A 17000-nucleotide genomic window follows, 5' to 3' on the forward strand; every position below is an offset into this window, starting at 1 on the left:
CTAGCTCCTTCCGGTGCGCTCAGCCGCCGTAGCCGCCGTGGATTTCCAGCACCGACCCGGTGATGTACCCGGCCCGCTCGGAGGCGAGGAAACCGACGAGTTCGGCGACCTCTTCCGGACTGCCGGCGCGGCGCAGCGCGATCGATTCGATCAGGTGGTTGCGGGCTTTCTCCGGCATGGCGTCGGACATGTCGGTGTCGATCAGGCCGGGCGCCACCACGTTCGCGCGGACGCCGAACCGGCCGGCCTCCCTGGCCAGCGACTTGGTGAAGCCGATGATCCCGGCCTTGGAGGCCGCGTAGTTGGTCTGCCCGGCGTTGCCGTAGATGCCGGTCACCGAGGACACCGTGGTGATGGACCCGGCCCGGCGTTTCATCATCGGGAAGGCCACCGCCCGGCAGACGGTGAACACCCCGTCGAGGTTGGTGCGCAGCACGCTGGTCCACTTGTCGTCGGGCATGGTGGCCAGCGGGGTGTCGGCGGTGATGCCCGCGGCGGTGACCGCGGTGGTGACCGGGCCGAGTTCACGCTCGGTGCGCGAGACCCACTCCCGGACCGCGGCGCCGTCGGTGACGTCGGCGCGCATCGCCAGCACCCGGGTGCCCTCTTCACCCAGTTCCTTCTCCAGTTCCGTGGCCGCGCGCTCGTCGGCGCGGTAGCAGAAGCTCACGTCGTAGCCGTCCTGGGCCAGCTGGCGCACGCACGCCCGGCCGATCCCCCTGGCTCCGCCGCTGATGAGGGCCACCCCTGCAGACATCAATTTCCCTTCACTCGCAACAGGATTCCCGCGGCGCTGCCGGCCGGGTCGCCGGAGAGCACCACCACGAGCCGGCCGGGCGGGCCGGGCGCGCACAGGGCGGCCGCCACGGCGAAGGCCGCGGCCGCCGCGCCGGTGTCGCCGATCAGTCCGGTGCCGGGGACCCGGTCGAGCGCGGGGTCACCGAACATCGCCGAGGCCACCGCACGTTCCGCGGCCGATCCGGTAGCCGGGACGGCCGCCCAGATGTCGTCCGGCGCCTGGGCCGTCAACGCCGTCAGCGCGGAAGCGGTGTCACGCAAGGCTTCGGCCACGTCACCGGCCAGCACCACGCGGCTGTGCACCGCGACGATCTCGGCCAGCCCGGCGTCGGAGTGCGGTTCGACGCGGAAGACCACGCCGCCTTCGCCGAGCACCCCGCCGCCGTTGTGGTGGCTGACCCAGGCCCGTTCGGTGGAGAACTCCTCCACCGCACCGGCCAGCACGCGGTCGGCGCGCCCGGCGGCGAGCAGGCGGTTCGCGTAGGCCAGCGCGAACAGACCAGCACCGGGGCCGCCCGCGATGGTGGTGTTCGGCCCGGTCAGGCCGTAGCGGATGGCGCACTGGGCGGCCGCGTAGTTCATCACCGCGGCGGGCAGCACCTTGGTGTCCACCTGGTGGGGTTTCGCGCTGACCAGCGAGTCGCGGGTGATGCTCATCGTGCTGCGCAGGCTGCCCGAGGTGGTGCCCAGCACCAGGCCGGTGCGGTCGTCGGGTTTGGTCTCCGCCCGCTTCGCCAGGTGCCCGACGGTGGCCAGCGCGAACACCGTGGCCCGGTCGGTCGCCCGGCCGACCTTGCCGCCGACCAGCGCCTTCGGGTCGTAGTCCGGCACCAGGCAGGCGGCCGGTCCGGGCACCGCCCAGTCCTCCCCCGGCGGCGCGGCGGTGTCACGACCGGCGCGGACACCCTCGGCGAAGGCGGCTTCCCCGGCACCGAACGGCGAGACCGCCGACCAGCCGGTGATCACCGGGTGAGCCGCGGTCATGACGGAGTCCTCTCGTAGCGGCCCAGCAGCAGCACGGCGTTGTTGCCACCGAAGGCGAGACCGTTGTTCTGCACCACTTTCAGCTCGGCTTCGACCGCCCGGTTCGGGACGCAGTCGACGCCGCAGGCGGGATCGGTCTCCCGGTGGTTGATCGTCGGCGGCACGAACCCCTGCTCCAGCGCGATCGTGCAGGCGATCGTGGCGAGCGCGCTGGACGCGCCCATCGCGTGCCCCAGCATCGACTTGAGCGAGATGGTGCGGGGTGGCCGGTCGCCGTAGACGTCGCGGATGGCGTCGCATTCGGTGATGTCGTTGAGCTTGGTGGCGGTGCCGTGCGCGGAGATCAGGTCGACCTCTTCCGGTTTGACCTGCGCGTCGTCCAGCGCCAGCCGCATGCAGCGCGCGACGCTCGAGCGGTCGGGTGCCACCGGGTTGCTGCCGTCGCAGTTGAGGCCGTAGCCCAGCACTTCCGCGTGGATGGTGGCGCCGCGGGCCAGTGCCGTCTCCAGCGGTTCCAGCAGCACGATTCCCGCGCCCTCGCCGTTGAGGATGCCCGCGCGGCCGGTGTCGAACGGGCGGCAGGCGTCCGGCGCGACGAGGCCGAGACGGTGGAAGCTGGCGAAGTTGCGGCGGCTGACCACGTCGGCACCCCCGGCGAGCGCGTACTCCGCCGCTCCGCTGCGCACCGCGTCGAAGGCGTCGCCGACGGCGTAGTTGCCCGCGGAGCAGGCCGTGCCGATGGTGTAGGCGTCCACATCGGACAGTCCGAACGCGCCGGCGACGTCGAGCGCCAGCCGTTGCGCGGACAGGCGGGAGGTCAGCGCCGGGTCCAGGTGTTCCGGCCCGTCGGTGACCGTGGTGGCCACCAGGCTGTCCAGGTCCTGGGACTGCCCGTCGGTGGTGCCGACCACGACCATGCCCCGGCGCGACCGCAGTACCTCCGCGTCGATCCCGGCGTCGGCCAGCGCCATCGCGGTGGCCGACGCGGCGAACCGGCCCGGCTTGCCCATGTGGTCGAGGGGACCGGGAAGCCAGTCCTCGGCCCGGAAGCCGGTGACCTCGCAGACCAGTTCCGAAGGGAAGCCGGTGGTGTCGAAGGCGGTCGCCGGACCGGCCCCGGAGCGGCCCGCCCGCAGGCCCGCGGCGAACTCGGCCAGGCCGATCCCGATGCTGGAGACGGCGCCCATGCCGGTGATCACCACCCGGCGGGCGGGCACGGCGGTCATCAGGTCGCGCCCACGACCCCGGAGACCGGCTGCGCGGTGGCGACCCCGGTCTCCCAGCCCAGTTCCCCGGCGACGAACTCGTAGACCGTGGCCAGGCTGGTCAGCTGCGACAGGTCCACCTGGTCGATCTCCACGCCGAACCGCTTCTCCAGCGCGGCCAGCAGGTCGATCGCGTTCAGCGAGTCCACGCCGAGGTCCTCGTCGAACAGCGTGTGCTCGGCCAGTTCCTCGGGCTCCACCTCGAACGCGTCACAGGCCAGTTCCTTGATCACGGCCTTGCGCTCGGCGATTTCGGCGCTGTTCGTGCTCATCCTCGCGCCCCTTCCGTCTCGTAGTTGCTTGCCAGCCACCCGTCGTCGTAGATCGAGTCGAGGTAGCGCTCTCCCAGGTCCGGCGCGATCAGCACACCGGTACCGGACATCGGGTTCCGCGAAAGCCAGTCCAGCGCCCCGGCCAGCACCGTGCCGGTGGAGCCGCCGAACAGGAAGCCGTGCCCGGCCAGCCTGCGGCACATCGCGATCGAGTCCGGCTCGCTCACGTGCACCACCTCGTCGGCGAAGGAGGCGTCGAAGATCGCCGGCGGGGTGCTGGTGCCCAGCCCGGGGATCAGCCGCCGCGACGGCGGCAGCCCGAAGGTCACCGAACCCACCGCGTCCACCGCGATCACCTTGACCGGCAGCTGCTCGTCGCGGATGTAGCGCGCGCAGCCCATCAGCGTGCCGGTGGTGCCCGCGCCGACGAAGAGCACCTCCACGTCCGGGAACTGCTTGAGGATCTCCGGGCCGGTGGTGCGGTAGTGCGCGCCCCAGTTGTCCGGGTTGGCGTACTGGTTCAGCCAGACGTACCGGTCGTCACGGGCGCACAGGGCCCGCACGTGGTCCAGCCTCGCGGTCAGGAAGCCGCCGTCGGCACCCGGTTCGGTGATCAGGTGGACCACCGCGCCGTAGCTCTCCATCAACCGCACCGCCGCCGGGTTGCAGCGGCTGTCGGTGACGCATTCGAACCGGCGGCCCCGGCCGGCGAGGATCATGCTCAGCGCCACCCCGAGGTTGCCCGAGGAGGACTCCACCAGCACCGAATCCGGCCCGAGCGCACCCGAGCGCTCGGCGGCGGCCACCATTTCCGCGGCCGCCTTCAGCTTGATCGACCCGGCGAAGTTGAACCCCTCGCACTTGAGGTAGAGCGGCTGCCCGACGATGCCGAGCAGATCGACGTAGAGATCGCCGACGTTGAACTGGTGCGGTTCGGTGATCAGTGGCATGACGGCCGCCTTCGCCGAATTCCGGAACGCTGGTGCATAAAGTCATCATCTCCCTGCGGGCCGATGCGGAACAATCCGCGAAAATCTGATAAGGGGCACGTGTGCTGCGCTTCACGCGACCTGGAATCGCAGTCCGGTCAGTTCGACCCGGGAATTCACGCCCAATTTCCGGAAAATGCGCCCGAGGTGGGCGTGCACGGTGTGTGGCGAGACGAACATGCGCGCGGCCACCTGGCGGTTGGTCAGCCCCTGCGCCACCAGTTCGGCGACGTCGCGCTCGGTGTCGGTCAGGCTGCCCCAGCCCGAAACCGGGCGTTCGGCGTAGGTCCAGTGCCGTCGCCGCACCCCCGCCGCGCGCAGTTTGCTGCGCACCCGCGCCACGTCGTGCACGGCACCGGCGGACTGGTAGGTCTCCAAGGCGGTATCGAGTTCTCGGACCACCTCGGCCGCGGGCTTGTTTTCGTCGGCGAGCAAACCGGCGAGGTCCTCGGCCGCGGACGCGCGCGCCCAGCCGTGACCGTGCGCGGCCACCGCCTCGCGCAGCTTGCCCGCCTTGCCCCGGAACAAGCCGGCGGCGTGGGCGGCCGCCGCAGCCAATGGCGCGCACCCCGGGTTGCGGACGGCGAGATCCGCCGCTTCGGCCACCACGGAACCGGCCAGCCCGGTGTCACCGGCGGCGAGCGCGGTCCGCACCAGCCACCCGGCCGCCGCCGGGTGCAGCAGCAGCGGCGGGCCCGGGCGCTCGGTGCCGAGCAGCACGAGGACGTCGGCGGGGTCGAGGCGGGCCGAGGCCAGCTGGAGTTCGAGCCAGGTCCGGGTGACGGCGTCGTGGCCGGTCAGTTCGCGGTACCGCCGGATGTGCTCGTCGGCTTCACCGAGTTCACCGCGCCGCAGGGCGACTTCGCCGAGCACGGCCTGCGCGCCGGCCACCCCGTCCGCTCCCCTGGCCGCGTCCACCGCGTCCTCGAGCCGACCGGCCCAGAGCGCGATCCGCGCCCGCGTGACCCGCACGGCGGCGTCGAGCGGTACGTGACCGGCCTGCCCGACCCGGGCGGCGATATCCGCCAGCACGGTCTTGGCCTGCTCGAACTCACCCAGCTGCGCCAGGCGGTCGGCCAGCACCAGCGCCGGGTGCGGCAGCGGAACACCCGCCAGCTCCGGCACCGGGCACGCGGCGGCCGAGCGGCTCAGCCGCAGGCTTTCCGCCACCCGCCCGCCGGACCACTCGCGGTCGGCCAGCAACTGCCGCGCGACCGCGCCGACCGCACCGGCCTGGTCCGCCGACGTTTCGGCGAGGGTCACCCCGGCTTCGGTGCCGGACAACGCGGCGAGGCGGACCGCACGGGTCTCCGCGTCGCCGTCGGCGTCGAGCTCCGTCGCGGCTTGGGTGCCACGGCCGGTCAGCACCTGGATGGAGGCCGCGATCGTCCGCAGGCGCGCCACGGCTTCGGGCGGCGGCGACTGCACGAGGGTCGCGGAGATCAGTTCGGTTGCCTCGTCGAAGCGGCCGATGCGCAGCAGTGCGGCCGCGCGCGTCACGGCCAGTCCCGGCACCTCGGCGTCACCGGCCGAGGTCAGGGCGAGCGCCTTCTCCGCGATCAACGCCGCCGCGGCCGGTTCGGTGTCCACCACGCGCCCGGCCGCGGTCGCCAGCGCCCGCACGGCCTGCGTGTCTCCGGGCAGGGCGCCGCTGAGCAGGTGGTCCACCGCCGATTCGCGGGCGTCGAGACCCCGGCCGAGCAGCAGCAGACCGGCCTGGCGGTGCAGCGCGGTGCGCACCGAAGCCGGGATGGTCTCGCCGATCGCCCGCTGGAACAGCGTGCAGCGGAAGGAGAGTTCACCGCCTTCGGCCACCGCGGCGCCACCGGTCAGCACCCCGGAGCAGACCACCTCGCGGACCGCGCTGGCGATGCCCGCGGCGGTCCGGCCCAGCAGCTCGGCGACGTCGGCCGCGTGGAAGGTGCGGCCCAGCACGGCGGCGACCTCGAGGACCCCGACCGTGTCGGCGCTGAAGCCGCTCAGCCGGTCCCGGACCGCTTCGATGAGCCGGGCGGGCAGCCGCTCGGTGACCGCTCGCGCCTGTCCATCACGTACCCGGACGGCGTCTTCCTCGCGCCAGCCCTCGGCCAGCGCCACCAGCAGTGCCGGATTCCCGCCCGCTTCGGCGATCAGCGCGGCCAGGTCGTCCCCGGGCGGGGCGTCGAGCACCTCACCGGCCAGTGCCGCCGCGGCCTCGCCGGACAGCGGGCCGAGCCGCAGGCGCACCGCACCCGCCTCCGCCAGCCGGTCGAACAGGCGGGCCGCGGCGGCGCCGTTGGGGCCCTGTTCGGTGCCGTCGCGCCGGGCCAGCAGCCAGGTGACCGGGCTGTCCCGCAGGTGCCCGGCGAAGGACTGCAGCGCGGCCAGCATCATCGGATCGGCCCACTGCACGTCGTCCAGCACGATCAGCTGCGGCGCCCGGCGGGCGCGGTCCTCGATCTCGCCCAGCAGCCGGGCGGACAGGCGCATCGGGGTGTCGTCGGGGCGGGCCAGCGCCCACACCGTGGCGCCGAGCGCGTCGGCCAGCGGGGCCAGCGGGGTCCACTGGGTCAGCTCGTCGGCCCGCGCCGAGCAGGCCACCACGCCGTGTTCCCCGGCGGCGGCCACGGCCTCGGCCAGCAGGCGGCTGCGGCCGGCTCCCGGCTCACCCTCCACCAGCACCACCCCGCCCGCGCCACCGCTCAGCGCGGTGAGCGCGGCGGTCAGCGCCGACCACTCACGGTCACGGTCGTGCCAGGCTTTCCCGAACTGTTCAGCCATCCTCGTCACCCATTCCGCGTATCAACGACCGAAACGTAAACGCGGGGCGGACGGACCGGCTATCCGCAGGAATCGGAATCCCTTCCACCGAGGTGAATACTGAGGATATTCACAGTTTTCTCCCAGTCGACCGAAAAAGCGCGCACGACAATCGCCCCGGCCGCCGGAAAGGCGACCGGGGTGCTCAGGAAATACCGAAAAGAGCGATTGGGCGAGCGGTCCGCACGAAAATCCGGACCTGCTTTCCTCCGCTGTCCCCGAGGTTAGGAACCCCCCGTGGGCAAGTCAACCCAAAGCCACACGCTCGCAGGGAACCGGGCCTAATCTCGTGGTGCCGTACCGCCCGCACCCCCGGCGGTGGGCGGACCACACCACCGGGGTTCGGTTGGTGAATCCCCGCACTCAGGACAGGTTGCTGAACGCCAGCAGCCGGGCCCGCTCGTCCGGGTCCACCAGCGAAAACGCGCTGACCGGCTGGTCGGGGTCGGCGATGGCGGCCCGGATCAGCGCCACGAAGTGCCGCCCCAGCCGCTCGATCGTGCCCTGGTCGAACAGGTCGGTGTCGTACTTCAGCACCCCGCGCACCGACGCGGCCGAGCGCGTGAGCTCCAGCGTCAGGTCGAACTGGCCCTCCTGCTGCGGCACCTCGAAGCCGGACACGCGCAAGCCGGCGTAGTCGATCTCGAAGCCGTCCTCCCCCGCGGCCAGCGCGAGCAGCGGCTCGGCCGGGTTGATCGACATCAGGCTGACCATCACCTGGAGCAACGGCTGCCCGCCCGGGTCCGGTGAGCGGTCCAGCGCGCGGGTCAGCAGCGCGAACGGGTAGTCGACGTGCGCCATGCCCTGCGCGATCCGCGCGTTCGCCTCCACGACCATCGAGCGGAAGGTGGCGTCCGACCCAGGCTGGGCCCGCACCGGGATCGAGTTGACGAACGGGCCGATGGCCTGGCGGGCGGTCCGGGGCCGGGTGTCGGCCACGCAGCCGATCAGGAAGTCCGGCTGGCCGCTGTAGCGGTGCAACAGCGCCTGGAACATGCCGAACAGGTACTTCAGCGGCATCACCCCGCAGGCGCGGGCCGCCGGGACCAGAGCCTTCACCACGTCCGGGGGCAGGTGGAACACGTGCGAGGCGCCGACCAGGCGCTGGGCACCGGTCCGCGGGCGGTCGACGGGCAGGTCCAGGGAAACCGGGGCACCGGCGCAGGTGGCACGCCAGAACTCGGCGAGTTCCGCGGCTCGCGGTGATTCGAGCAGTTCCCGCTCAGCGGCGACGAAATCGGCGTAGGTCCCGGTGACTGGTTCCCACTCGGGCTCACGGCCCGCCAGCAGCGTCGCGTAGCCGTCCAGCAGTTCGCGCAGGATGGTGGCTTCGGAAATGAAGTCCGTCGAAATGTGGTGCGCCACCAGGACGAGGACCGACTCGGCGGGCCCGCGGCGGAACAGGGTGAGCCGCGCGGGCCCGGTCCGCGACAGGTCGAACGGCCGGGCCACTTCCGCGCGCACGAGTCCCGGCAGATCGTCGGCGGGCTCGACTTCCACGCTGCGCAACCGGAAAAGGTCCGGGCTGCCGACGATCCGCCGCGGCCCGCGGTCGGTGGCGGCGAACAACGAGTGCAGCAGCTCGTGCCGCGCGCCGATCGCCCGGGCGGCCTGGGACAACACGGCCTCGTCCAGTTCTCCCCGCAGCCGCAACGCGTAAGCGATGTTGTAGGCCGCGCTGTCCGGCACGATGTGGTGGATGAACCACAGCGCTTCCTGAGCGGTGGACAGGGGTTCCGGCTCGGTCATGGGTGAACCTCCGTAGCAGAGTGAGCGATGTGGCCGCACCCGCCCGGCCATAGCTTGGACCGACGGCTTTCCCTAGCTGCCGGAGGAGAAATCGTGATGAGCACATGCATGACCACCGCGCCGGTCCTGGTGGCCGGCGCCTGGCCGGCGGGGGTGTTCGACCGGGCCGGCGCGGTCCCCGAACTGGAACTGACCCACCTCGGCACCCTTCCCGCCGAAGAGGAAGTGCTGCGCCGGTTGATCGGCCGGGCCGAGGATCCCTGGCTCCTGCTCGGTGCGGGCATGGAGGACGCGGACCGCCTGTGCCTGCTGAGAACGGTGCGGGCGATCAGGCCGGGAGTGCGGCTCGCGGTACTGGGGCCCGCCGAGAACGCCGGGCGGGTGTCCCGCTGGCTCTCGCTCGGCTGCGACGCGTACCTGTTCGAGGACATCACCGGCGAAGCACTGCTGGGCGTCCTGCAGATCGCCGGGCCCGACCTGGTCATCGTCGACCGGCGCTGCCGCCCGCCCGCGGCCGAGCCCGACGCCGCCAGGCTCACCGACCGCGAGCGGGAGATCCTCGACCTGCTGTGCGCCGGGCAGGGCAACAGCGACATGGCCAAGGTGCTGCGGCTGAGCCGCCGCACCGTGGAGTTCCACCTCACCCGGATCTTCGAGAAGCTGAAGGTCACCAGCCGGACCGAAGCCATCGCACGGGCCTGGCACGGTGCGGTCTGACGGGTCACTTCTTGGCCGGCCGCGCGACCGTCGGCGGGATCCGGTACTCCGGGTCGGCCGCGGGCACCGCGGCGCGCCGCGCCATGGCCGCCTCGATCGCCGGGCGCAGCCGGGCCTCCTTCTCCTGCTCCAGCGCCTCGTGCCGTTCGTGGAACTCCGGCATCACGTCGCGCGCGAACAACTCCATCGACTCGCAGATGTGCTCGTGGCTGGTCCGGCCCGACTGGGCGATCAGCAGGATCTGGTCCACACCCGCTTCCTCGTACATGCGCAGGTTCTGCTTGATCTGCTCCGGCGTGCCGACCCCGCCGTACGCGCCGTCCATCGCGCCCGAGGCCCAGCCGCCGTTGTCCGGGCTGGAGATGTTGAGTCCGAGTTCCTCGGACAGGTCGGTGTGCCCGGGGGCCAGCGAGCCGATGCCGTAGTAGTAGGCCAGCGACCTGGCGAAGAACCGGTGGCTGTCCAGGCTCCGCGACCGCGCCTGCTTCTCGTCCTCGTGGCAGCTCAGGTACAGGGTCATGGCCACCTGCGGGTTCACCGTGTAGCCGATCGGCACGCAGTCCGGCGAGGTGATGGTGTCGTAGTACTCCGACACCCACTTGTGCGCCTCCTCAGGCTTCGGGAAGGAGAAGGTGAGCGCGCCGAGGCCGTTGGCCGCCGCGGCGGGCAGCGACTCGCGCTTGCTGCACGCGGTCCACAGTGGAGGGTGGGGGCGCTGCATCGGCTTGGGCACGACGTTGCGCTGCGGCACGTTCACGTGCTCACCCGAGAACCCGGGGAACGGCTCCTCGGCGAGCATCTGCGTGACCGCGGTCAGCGCTTCCTTCCACTGCGCGCGCTTGGTGTCCCAGTCGACGCCGAACCCGCCCAGCTCCACCCGCGTGCCGGACTCGCCGCTGCCGAACTCGACCCGGCCGTTGGACAGCAGGTCGAGCATGCCGATCCGCTCGGCCACCCGCGGCGCGGCGTTGACCTGCTGCGGCAGCACCATCACCCCGTGCCCGAGGCGGATCCGGCTGGTGCGCTGGCTGGCCGCGCCGAGCAGCACCTCGGGCGCCGAGCAGTGGCTGTACTCCTCGAGGAAGTGGTGCTCCACCGCCCACGCGTAGTCGAAACCCAGCCGGTCGGCGAGCTCGATCTGCGCCAGCGTTTCGTGCACAATACGATGCTCGGCCCCGTCGTGCCACGGACGTGGTAGCTGAAGTTCGTAGAAGAGCCCGAATCGCATTGTCTGCCCTTTCGCCGAAATCGGGGATGACTGCGAGCATCCGGTATCCCGGTGGCACCGGGCAACTGCGGATTTCCGCAGTTTTGCCGCGTGCCCGCGGCGAACAACATGGGACCATGGAGAAAAGCACACTCGCGGACCCGCGGGAAGCAGAGCACCTGGCCGAGATCGCCGACATCGTCGCCGATCTGCTGTCCACCACCCCGGAGCGAGCGGCGGCCGCGGAGGACCTGCTCGCCGACTTCGGCATCGACTCGCTGGTGCTGATCGAGCTGTTCATCCGGCTCGAACGCCGCTACGCCGTCTCGATCTCCGAGGACAACATCACGGCGGTCACCTCGCTGCGGTCGGTCTACGAGATCGTCGCCGAGCGGGCCGGCTGGCTGGCTTAGGCAGCCCGGCGTGCGTCACGACAACGTCTTCCTGAACGGGATCGGGAGCCACGTGCCGCCGGTGGTGGCGGTGGAGGAGGCCATTCAGGCCGGGCGGCTCCGCGAAGCGGACCGGGTGAAAATCGGCGCCACCGGCGTGCCGATCAGCCAAACCGAGGAAACGCCGCCGGAAATGGCGGTCCAGGCAGCCGAAAAAGCGCTGAAGAACGCCGATTCCTCCCCCGCGGAAATCGGCCTGCTGCTGTTCGGCTGCGTGTGGGACCCCGAGCACGTCGCGCCCGCCGCCCACGTGCACCACCACCTCGGGCTGAACCCGGAGGCGATGGCGTTCGAGATCCGCCAGGGCTGCAACGGCGCGCTGGCGGGCATGGCCACCGCGGCGTGGCACCTGGGTTCCCGGCCGGACGCCCCGCCGGTGCTGGTGACGACCGCCGACCGCTTCCGCGCCCCGGCCTGGGACCGGTACAGCGCCCGCGACGGCTACCTCTGGGGTGACGCCGCCTCGGCGGCCGTGCTGTCCACACGCGAGGGTCCGATCCGGTTGCGCTCCACGGCTTCCCGGTCGATGTCCGAAGCCGAAGAGGTGGGCCGCCGCCCGCCGATCAGCCTGGGCTCCCCCGCCGACCTGCCCGGGGTCCGCCTGCGGCAGGAGTTCCACATGTACAAGCGGCTCGGCCCGCAGCGCGTCCGGAGTGGACTGCAGTCGGCCGTGCGGGAGGTGGTCGAGCGGGCCACCGGTGACGCCGGCACCACGCTCGACGGCATCGCGCGGTTCCTCGTGCCGAACATGGGTGAGCAGTGGCGCAGGTGGGCGCTGCTCGAGCCACTGGGGATCAGCGAAGCGCAGACCACCTGGACCGAGCACGGCAGGCACCTGGGCCACACCGGTCTCGCCGACCAGCTGCTCGCCCTGGAACACCTGCTGGACCGGGGCGCGCTGAACTCGGGTGACCGGGTCGTACTGGCCTCGTACGCCGTCGGCTTCACCTTCACCGCCGCCGTCGTCGAAATCGCCTGACCACGCGACCGGGCCCGCCCCCGTTGATCCGGGGGCGGGCCCTTCTCATGTCCGATCGGGTACCCGAGTGCGGGGTTCAGCTACGCGAGTGTGGGGTTCGGCTTCCTGAACGTGGAACTCGGCTTCCTGAACGTGAGGTTCGGCTTCCTGAACGTGCTACTCGGCGTTGGGAATGCTATGAGTGGGGCATTACTTGCAATCAACGCAAGTAATGCCCCACTCCTGGCATTGGGCCTGGAGCTAGGGGGCGTGGATTACTCGGGTGCGGTTGGAGGGGGTTTCGTAGAGCAGGGTGACCAGGTTCGTGCGGCATTCCAGGACGGCGCGGCGGTTCAGCTGGCCCTTGTCCGTGATTTCCCCGGCATCGATGTCCGGGGGCGTGTTCGTCACCACCAGCCGTTCGATGCGGGCGGAGGCGCCGAGGCCCTTGTTCAGGTCCGCCAGCACCGCGGCCAGGTGGGACAGCACCGCGGGGTCGGTCTCCGGATCCGCTGCCTCGCCGACGATCTCGCGCAGGCGTTCGGCGTGCGGCCAGGCGATCGCCGTCACGCAGGAATGGTTGTCCCCCACCAGGACGGCGTCGGAGAGGATGCCGGCGGCGGACAGCAGGCGGTTGCGCAGCCTGCCCGAGACCACCCAGGTTCCGGTGTCCAGCTTGAAGTCCTCGGCGATCCGGCCGTCGAACACCATGCCACGCCGGGGATCGCCGCCTTCGTCGACCAGGCGGACGGCGTCGCCCGAGCGGTAGAAGCCGTCCTCGTCGAGCGCGTCGGCGAGGTCCGCGCCCAGGTACCCGGGCGTGACCGAGGCGCCGCGCACCCGGATCTCCAGACGTCCGGCGACGGGCGCCAGCTTGATCTCGGTGCCCGGCAGCGGTACCCCGATGCCTCGGTCGGCACCGCCGTAGGTGGAAGTGGCGGCCGGGCCGGTTTCCGTTGCGCCCCAAGAAGAGACCACGGGCACGTCACGGCCGGTGGCGCGCCGGGCGATCTCGCGCAGGCGCTGGCGCAGTTCGTCCGGCAAGTCCGCGCCCGCGTACAGGATCATGTCGATCCGGGAGAGCACGTGCGCGGCGAGCGCCGGGTCCGCGGTGAAGCGCTGCGCGAGTTGGGCGTACCCCGCGGGCACGTTGACGCAGACCGTCGGCGGGACCGAGCGCAGCGAATCGACTGTGCGGTCGAACTCCCCGGGTTTCGGCGAACCGTCGTCGATGTAGATGCTCCCGCCGTTGGTCAGGGCGAGGTGCAGGTTGTGGTTGGCGCCGAAGGTGTGGTTCCACGGCAGCCAGTCGGTGAGCGTGGGCGGCCCGGCGGCCAGGAACGGCCAGATCTGGCGCAGCATCTGCTGGTTCGCGCTGAGCATGCCGTGCGTGTTGAGCACGCCCTTGGGCATCCCGGTGGAGCCCGAGGTGAACAGGATCTTCGCCACGGTGTCCGGGGTCAGCGCGGCCGTGGCCTCGTCCACCGCGGCGGTGGGCGTGGTGTCGCGCAGTTCCGCCAGGTTCCGGCCCGGACCCCGGCCCACGACGGCGTGGGCGCCGACCGCGGCCAGCGCCGCGCCGAACTGGGTGCCGTCCTCCGCGTAGACCAATCCGGGCTTGACCAGCCCCGAGATGGCCCGCAGCCGGGCGTGATCGGTGGCGCGCAGGGAATACGCGACGCTGGTGGGCACGATCGGCACGCCGGTGAGGTAGCAGGCCAGCGTCAGCGCCAGGTGGTTCAGCGAGTTGCCGGACAACACCATCACCGGAGCACCCGGCCCCAGGCCGAGATCGAGCAGCGCCTGCCCCAGCGCGGTGGCCTCGGCGAGCGCGTCCCCGTAGGTCAGCTCACGCCAGCCGTCGCCCGCGCGCTCAGCGGCCAGTACCGCGGTGGGGGTGGCCGCGGCCCAGTACCGCAGCGAGTGCGCCAGGGTCGGCGGGTGCTCCCCCAGCGGCTCGGCGCTGCCGATGACCTGGCTCCCGTCCGGCAGCTTGAGTCTGGTGAGGCGGGCGGTGGCCGCGACCGCGCCGGTCATCGGGTGACGCCTTCGGTGTACAGCTCCACCGCGGCACGCAGTTCCCCGCTGCCGATGAGCGAGGCGACGCGCTCGATGTCGGAGTCCATCGCGCGGTCGCGGTCGAGGAAGTCGCACACCTCCCGCACGGCACCGTGGGCCGCGGCGGTGGGCGCGCTGAGCACGTCGTGGCCCCGCAGGTCCGCCGCCTGGCACAGGGCGATCAGGTGGATCGCGGTGATCCGCTGCACCAGGTGCACCACCGACCGGGCGTCCCGGGCGGCGATCGTGCCCATGCTGACCTTGTCCTGGTTGTGCGCCTCGGTGGAACGCGAGAACGACGCGGCGGGCATGGTCCACTTCAGTGCCTCGGCGGCCAGTGAGGAGGCCACGATCTGCATGCCCTTGAACCCGTGGAACAGGCCGGCCTCGTAGTCGCCGTCCTTCACCCGCGGGATCAGGTTCGGGGTCAGGCCGTTGTTGAACTTCTCGTCCACCACCAGTTCCAGCTGGCGGTCGAGCAGGTCGCCGACGCTGGCGACGGCGGTCTTCAGCGCGTCCATCGCTTGCGCCACGTGGCCGCCGTAGAAGTTGCCGCCGTTGCGCACCGCGCCGGCGGGCACCTCGAACAACGGGTTGTCGTTGGCGGAGTTGACCTCCACGGTGAGCCAGTGCCGCGCCCAGTCGCTGGTGTCGCGGAGCACGCCGGTCACGTGCGGGGCGCAGCGCACGGAGTAGGCGTCCTGGATCGGCCGCTCCAGCTCGACGAAATCGGTGTCGGGGCGGCGGACGCCATCGTCGGCGGTGGTGTCGGCGAACAACGCGGCCCGGATCACCGAGGCGCTGTGCAGCACGCCGTCGTGCGGCTTGGCGTCGAACAGGAACGGCGCGAAGTGCCCGGGGTTGCCCAGCAGCACCTGGCTGGTCATCGCGGTGCACAGGTCCGCGGCGAACGCGAGCTCGGCGGCGTCCTGCAGGGCCAGCACGGCGAAGCCGGACATGAACGAGGTGCCGTTGACCATCGCCAGGCCCTCTTTGGCCTCCAGCTCGAGCGGGTGCAGCCCGGCGGCGGTCAGCGCCTCGGCGGCGGAGGTCTCCTCACCGCGGTGCAGCACGCGGCCGTGCCCGGTCAGCGCCGCGGCCAGGTAGCTCAGCGGCACCAGGTCACCGCTGGCGCCCACGGTGCCGCGCTCGGGGATCATCGGCAGCACGTCGGCGTTGATCAGGTCCAGCAGGCCGGAGACCAGCTCCGGGCGCACCCCGGAATGCCCGCGTGCCAGGCAGTTCGCCCGCACGACCATGGTGGCCCGCACCACGTCCGGCTCCGCGTAGGGGCCGACGCCCGCGGACAGGAACCGCACCAGGTTGTCCTGGAGGTCACTGGTCTTGCGCTTGGACACCTGCCGCCGGTTGCTGTCCCCGAACCCGGAGGTCACGCCGTAGATGGGCGCGCCGGAGTCGATGAGCCGGTGCTTGAGCTCGTTGGACTCGCCGATGCGGCGGGCGGCCTTCTCGTCGAGCGCGACCGCGCGCAGTTCCGGCCGGCGCGCGAGACCGACGATGTCGTCCAGCGTGAGCGTGCGCCCGTCCAGCTGCACCACGCGGAGCTGGGGACGGTGGTCGGTGGGGGTGGCCATGTGTGTGTCCTCTCTGCGGATGTGGCGTGGCCTGGGCGGGGATCAAGCGGTGAGCCACCGCGATCGTCGTCACCCATTCCGCGTATCACCGCTCGAAAGGTAAACGCGCTGATGACGGAGCGGCTATCCGCAGGAATCGGAATCGCTTCCACCGAGGTGAACACTGAGGATTTTCACAGTTTCTCCTCAGTCAGCCGGAAATGCGCGCACGAGGAGCACCCCGGCCACCGAAAGGCGACCGGGGTGCTTTCCACCCGTGGGGAGCGGGCGGGTCTCAGGCCGAATTGCGCGAGGCGTAGACCGTCATCGCCGCGCCGAGCAGCTGGGCGCCGCGGCCGGTCATCGGGTTGTGCCCGGTGATCTTCTCGATCCGCCGCAGGCGGTAGTCCAGGGTGCTGCGGTGGATGTAGAGGTCCTTGGCCGCGCGGCTGCGGTTGTAGTCGGCGCGGATCAGCACGCCGAGGGTCTCCCGGAGCACCGTGCTCGCCATCAGCGGCCGGATGATCTCCACCAGGTTGTCCGCGACCGCCTCGTGCTGGGACACCGCGTACTCGACCAGGAAGTCGTCCCGGCCGTAGACGCCCGGCTCGCTGCCCGCGGCCTTCGCCAGTTTCAGCACGTCGACCGCTTCCCGGTACCCGTCCGGGATCTCGGCCCGCGCACGGCCGGCCACCGCGCACCACACGCGGCCCCGCAGCCGCCTGCCCAGCTCCTGCACGATCCGCGAGGTGCGCTCACCGTCGTCGTCCGGGATCAGCGCCACCGCGCCCGACGGGCACGGCGCCACCAGCGTCTCCTGGCCGTACCCGGCCAGCGCGTCGGCGAGTTCGCCCTGATCACGTGGCCCGGCCTGCAGCACGGTCACCACGTAGAGCTGCGCCAGCAGCGGTTCGAGGTGCGGTGGGGCGGTGCCGTCGGCGATCAGCCGGGCGGCCAGTTCGGCGGGCGGGTGCACCGCCGCTTCGAGCGGCCCGATGGTGTCCGCCTGTTCCGCCTGTTCCCGTGCCGCGTTTTCCAGCAGCACCCGCAATCGCGCCCGTACCCCGGGTGGCGCCGATTCGGCGAGTGCGCCGATCAATTCGGCCAGCTCACCCGTCGGCGATTCCCCGGCGGGCACCAATTGCAGCGGCCACCCGGTCCTCGCGGCTGTAGCGTGC

At 71.7% G+C, this 17000-nt stretch carries 14 protein-coding genes; 3 read left to right on the forward strand and 11 right to left on the reverse strand.

Annotated features, from left to right (window positions below; all coding sequences use genetic code 11):
• Window positions 1-19: 19 nt before the first annotated feature.
• The 7 genes from fabG to JOM49_RS28235 form a co-directional block, all read right to left on the reverse strand.
• On the reverse strand, window positions 20-757 hold the full coding sequence (gene fabG, locus JOM49_RS28205; protein ID WP_209667225.1) for a 3-oxoacyl-ACP reductase FabG: 738 nt from the start codon (window positions 755-757) through the stop codon (window positions 20-22).
• The gene (locus tag JOM49_RS28210; protein ID WP_209667226.1) at window positions 757-1782 is read right to left on the reverse strand and encodes a beta-ketoacyl synthase N-terminal-like domain-containing protein; all 1026 of its coding nucleotides are present in this window, start codon (window positions 1780-1782) and stop codon (window positions 757-759) included. The genes fabG and JOM49_RS28210 overlap by 1 nt, the downstream gene beginning before the upstream one ends.
• Complete coding sequence (locus JOM49_RS28215; RefSeq protein WP_209667227.1) at window positions 1779-3008, reverse strand: beta-ketoacyl-[acyl-carrier-protein] synthase family protein; 1230 nt, start codon at window positions 3006-3008, stop codon at window positions 1779-1781. Before JOM49_RS28215 ends, JOM49_RS28210 begins: the two co-directional genes overlap by 4 nt.
• Window positions 3008-3319 (reverse strand): acyl carrier protein, encoded by a 312-nt coding sequence (locus JOM49_RS28220; protein ID WP_209667228.1) that lies wholly within the window; start codon window positions 3317-3319, stop codon window positions 3008-3010. The genes JOM49_RS28215 and JOM49_RS28220 overlap by 1 nt, the downstream gene beginning before the upstream one ends.
• Window positions 3316-4269, reverse strand: coding sequence for a 2,3-diaminopropionate biosynthesis protein SbnA (gene sbnA / locus JOM49_RS28225; protein WP_209667229.1), 954 nt, complete (start codon window positions 4267-4269; stop codon window positions 3316-3318). The genes JOM49_RS28220 and sbnA overlap by 4 nt, the downstream gene beginning before the upstream one ends.
• 111 nt (window positions 4270-4380) lie before the next feature.
• A complete protein-coding gene (locus JOM49_RS28230) occupies window positions 4381-7068 on the reverse strand; it encodes a helix-turn-helix transcriptional regulator (RefSeq protein ID WP_209667230.1) in 2688 nt (895 codons plus the stop codon).
• Between the two features lie 402 nt (window positions 7069-7470).
• Window positions 7471-8856 carry a condensation domain-containing protein gene (locus tag JOM49_RS28235; protein ID WP_209667231.1) on the reverse strand — a complete coding sequence of 462 codons (1386 nt, stop codon included), beginning with the start codon at window positions 8854-8856 and terminating at the stop codon, window positions 7471-7473.
• A gap of 96 nt (window positions 8857-8952) precedes the next feature.
• Here JOM49_RS28235 and JOM49_RS28240 point away from each other — a divergent pair, with 96 nt between their 5' ends.
• Window positions 8953-9573, forward strand: coding sequence for a helix-turn-helix transcriptional regulator (locus JOM49_RS28240; protein WP_209667232.1), 621 nt, complete (start codon window positions 8953-8955; stop codon window positions 9571-9573).
• 4 nt (window positions 9574-9577) lie between these two features.
• Here JOM49_RS28240 and JOM49_RS28245 read toward each other — a convergent pair whose 3' ends face one another.
• Window positions 9578-10801: an LLM class flavin-dependent oxidoreductase gene (locus JOM49_RS28245; protein ID WP_209667233.1), complete on the reverse strand. Its 1224-nt coding sequence runs from the start codon at window positions 10799-10801 to the stop codon at window positions 9578-9580.
• Between the two features lie 116 nt (window positions 10802-10917).
• On the opposite strand from JOM49_RS28245, the gene JOM49_RS28250 reads away from it, so the two are divergent.
• A complete protein-coding gene (locus JOM49_RS28250) occupies window positions 10918-11193 on the forward strand; it encodes an acyl carrier protein (RefSeq protein ID WP_209667234.1) in 276 nt (91 codons plus the stop codon).
• Window positions 11194-11203: 10 nt separating this feature from the next.
• Window positions 11204-12211, forward strand: coding sequence for a ketoacyl-ACP synthase III family protein (locus JOM49_RS43385; RefSeq protein WP_209667235.1), 1008 nt, complete (start codon window positions 11204-11206; stop codon window positions 12209-12211).
• Between the two features lie 240 nt (window positions 12212-12451).
• On the opposite strand, the gene JOM49_RS28260 is transcribed toward JOM49_RS43385, so the two are convergent.
• The 3 genes from JOM49_RS28260 to JOM49_RS28270 form a co-directional block, all read right to left on the reverse strand.
• The gene (locus JOM49_RS28260) at window positions 12452-14227 is read right to left on the reverse strand and encodes an AMP-binding protein (protein WP_209667236.1); all 1776 of its coding nucleotides are present in this window, start codon (window positions 14225-14227) and stop codon (window positions 12452-12454) included.
• Entirely contained in the window at window positions 14224-15843 is a 1620-nt protein-coding gene (locus JOM49_RS28265) for an HAL/PAL/TAL family ammonia-lyase (protein WP_209667237.1), read from the reverse strand. Before JOM49_RS28265 ends, JOM49_RS28260 begins: the two co-directional genes overlap by 4 nt.
• Window positions 15844-16117: 274 nt before the next feature.
• Window positions 16118-16960 (reverse strand): PucR family transcriptional regulator, encoded by an 843-nt coding sequence (locus JOM49_RS28270; protein WP_209667238.1) that lies wholly within the window; start codon window positions 16958-16960, stop codon window positions 16118-16120.
• Between the last annotated feature and the right edge of the window lie 40 nt (window positions 16961-17000).

The organism is Amycolatopsis magusensis, assembly GCF_017875555.1.
Taxonomy (GTDB): domain Bacteria; phylum Actinomycetota; class Actinomycetes; order Mycobacteriales; family Pseudonocardiaceae; genus Amycolatopsis; species Amycolatopsis magusensis.

Excerpts from the sequence above, each read along its gene's own strand:
- JOM49_RS28260 (WP_209667236.1), bottom strand. The coding sequence starts at position 14,227 with ATGACCGGCGCGGTCGCGGCCACCGCCCGCCTCACCAGACTCAAGCTG.
- JOM49_RS28250 (WP_209667234.1), top strand. The coding sequence starts at position 10,918 with ATGGAGAAAAGCACACTCGCGGACCCGCGGGAAGCAGAGCACCTGGCC.
- JOM49_RS28210 (WP_209667226.1), bottom strand. The coding sequence starts at position 1,782 with ATGACCGCGGCTCACCCGGTGATCACCGGCTGGTCGGCGGTCTCGCCG.
- JOM49_RS28265 (WP_209667237.1), bottom strand. The coding sequence starts at position 15,843 with ATGGCCACCCCCACCGACCACCGTCCCCAGCTCCGCGTGGTGCAGCTG.
- JOM49_RS28220 (WP_209667228.1), bottom strand. The coding sequence starts at position 3,319 with ATGAGCACGAACAGCGCCGAAATCGCCGAGCGCAAGGCCGTGATCAAG.
- fabG (WP_209667225.1), bottom strand. The coding sequence starts at position 757 with ATGTCTGCAGGGGTGGCCCTCATCAGCGGCGGAGCCAGGGGGATCGGC.
- JOM49_RS28240 (WP_209667232.1), top strand. The coding sequence starts at position 8,953 with ATGAGCACATGCATGACCACCGCGCCGGTCCTGGTGGCCGGCGCCTGG.
- JOM49_RS28215 (WP_209667227.1), bottom strand. The coding sequence starts at position 3,008 with ATGACCGCCGTGCCCGCCCGCCGGGTGGTGATCACCGGCATGGGCGCC.
- JOM49_RS28230 (WP_209667230.1), bottom strand. The coding sequence starts at position 7,068 with ATGGCTGAACAGTTCGGGAAAGCCTGGCACGACCGTGACCGTGAGTGG.
- JOM49_RS28245 (WP_209667233.1), bottom strand. The coding sequence starts at position 10,801 with ATGCGATTCGGGCTCTTCTACGAACTTCAGCTACCACGTCCGTGGCAC.
- sbnA (WP_209667229.1), bottom strand. The coding sequence starts at position 4,269 with ATGCCACTGATCACCGAACCGCACCAGTTCAACGTCGGCGATCTCTAC.
- JOM49_RS28235 (WP_209667231.1), bottom strand. The coding sequence starts at position 8,856 with ATGACCGAGCCGGAACCCCTGTCCACCGCTCAGGAAGCGCTGTGGTTC.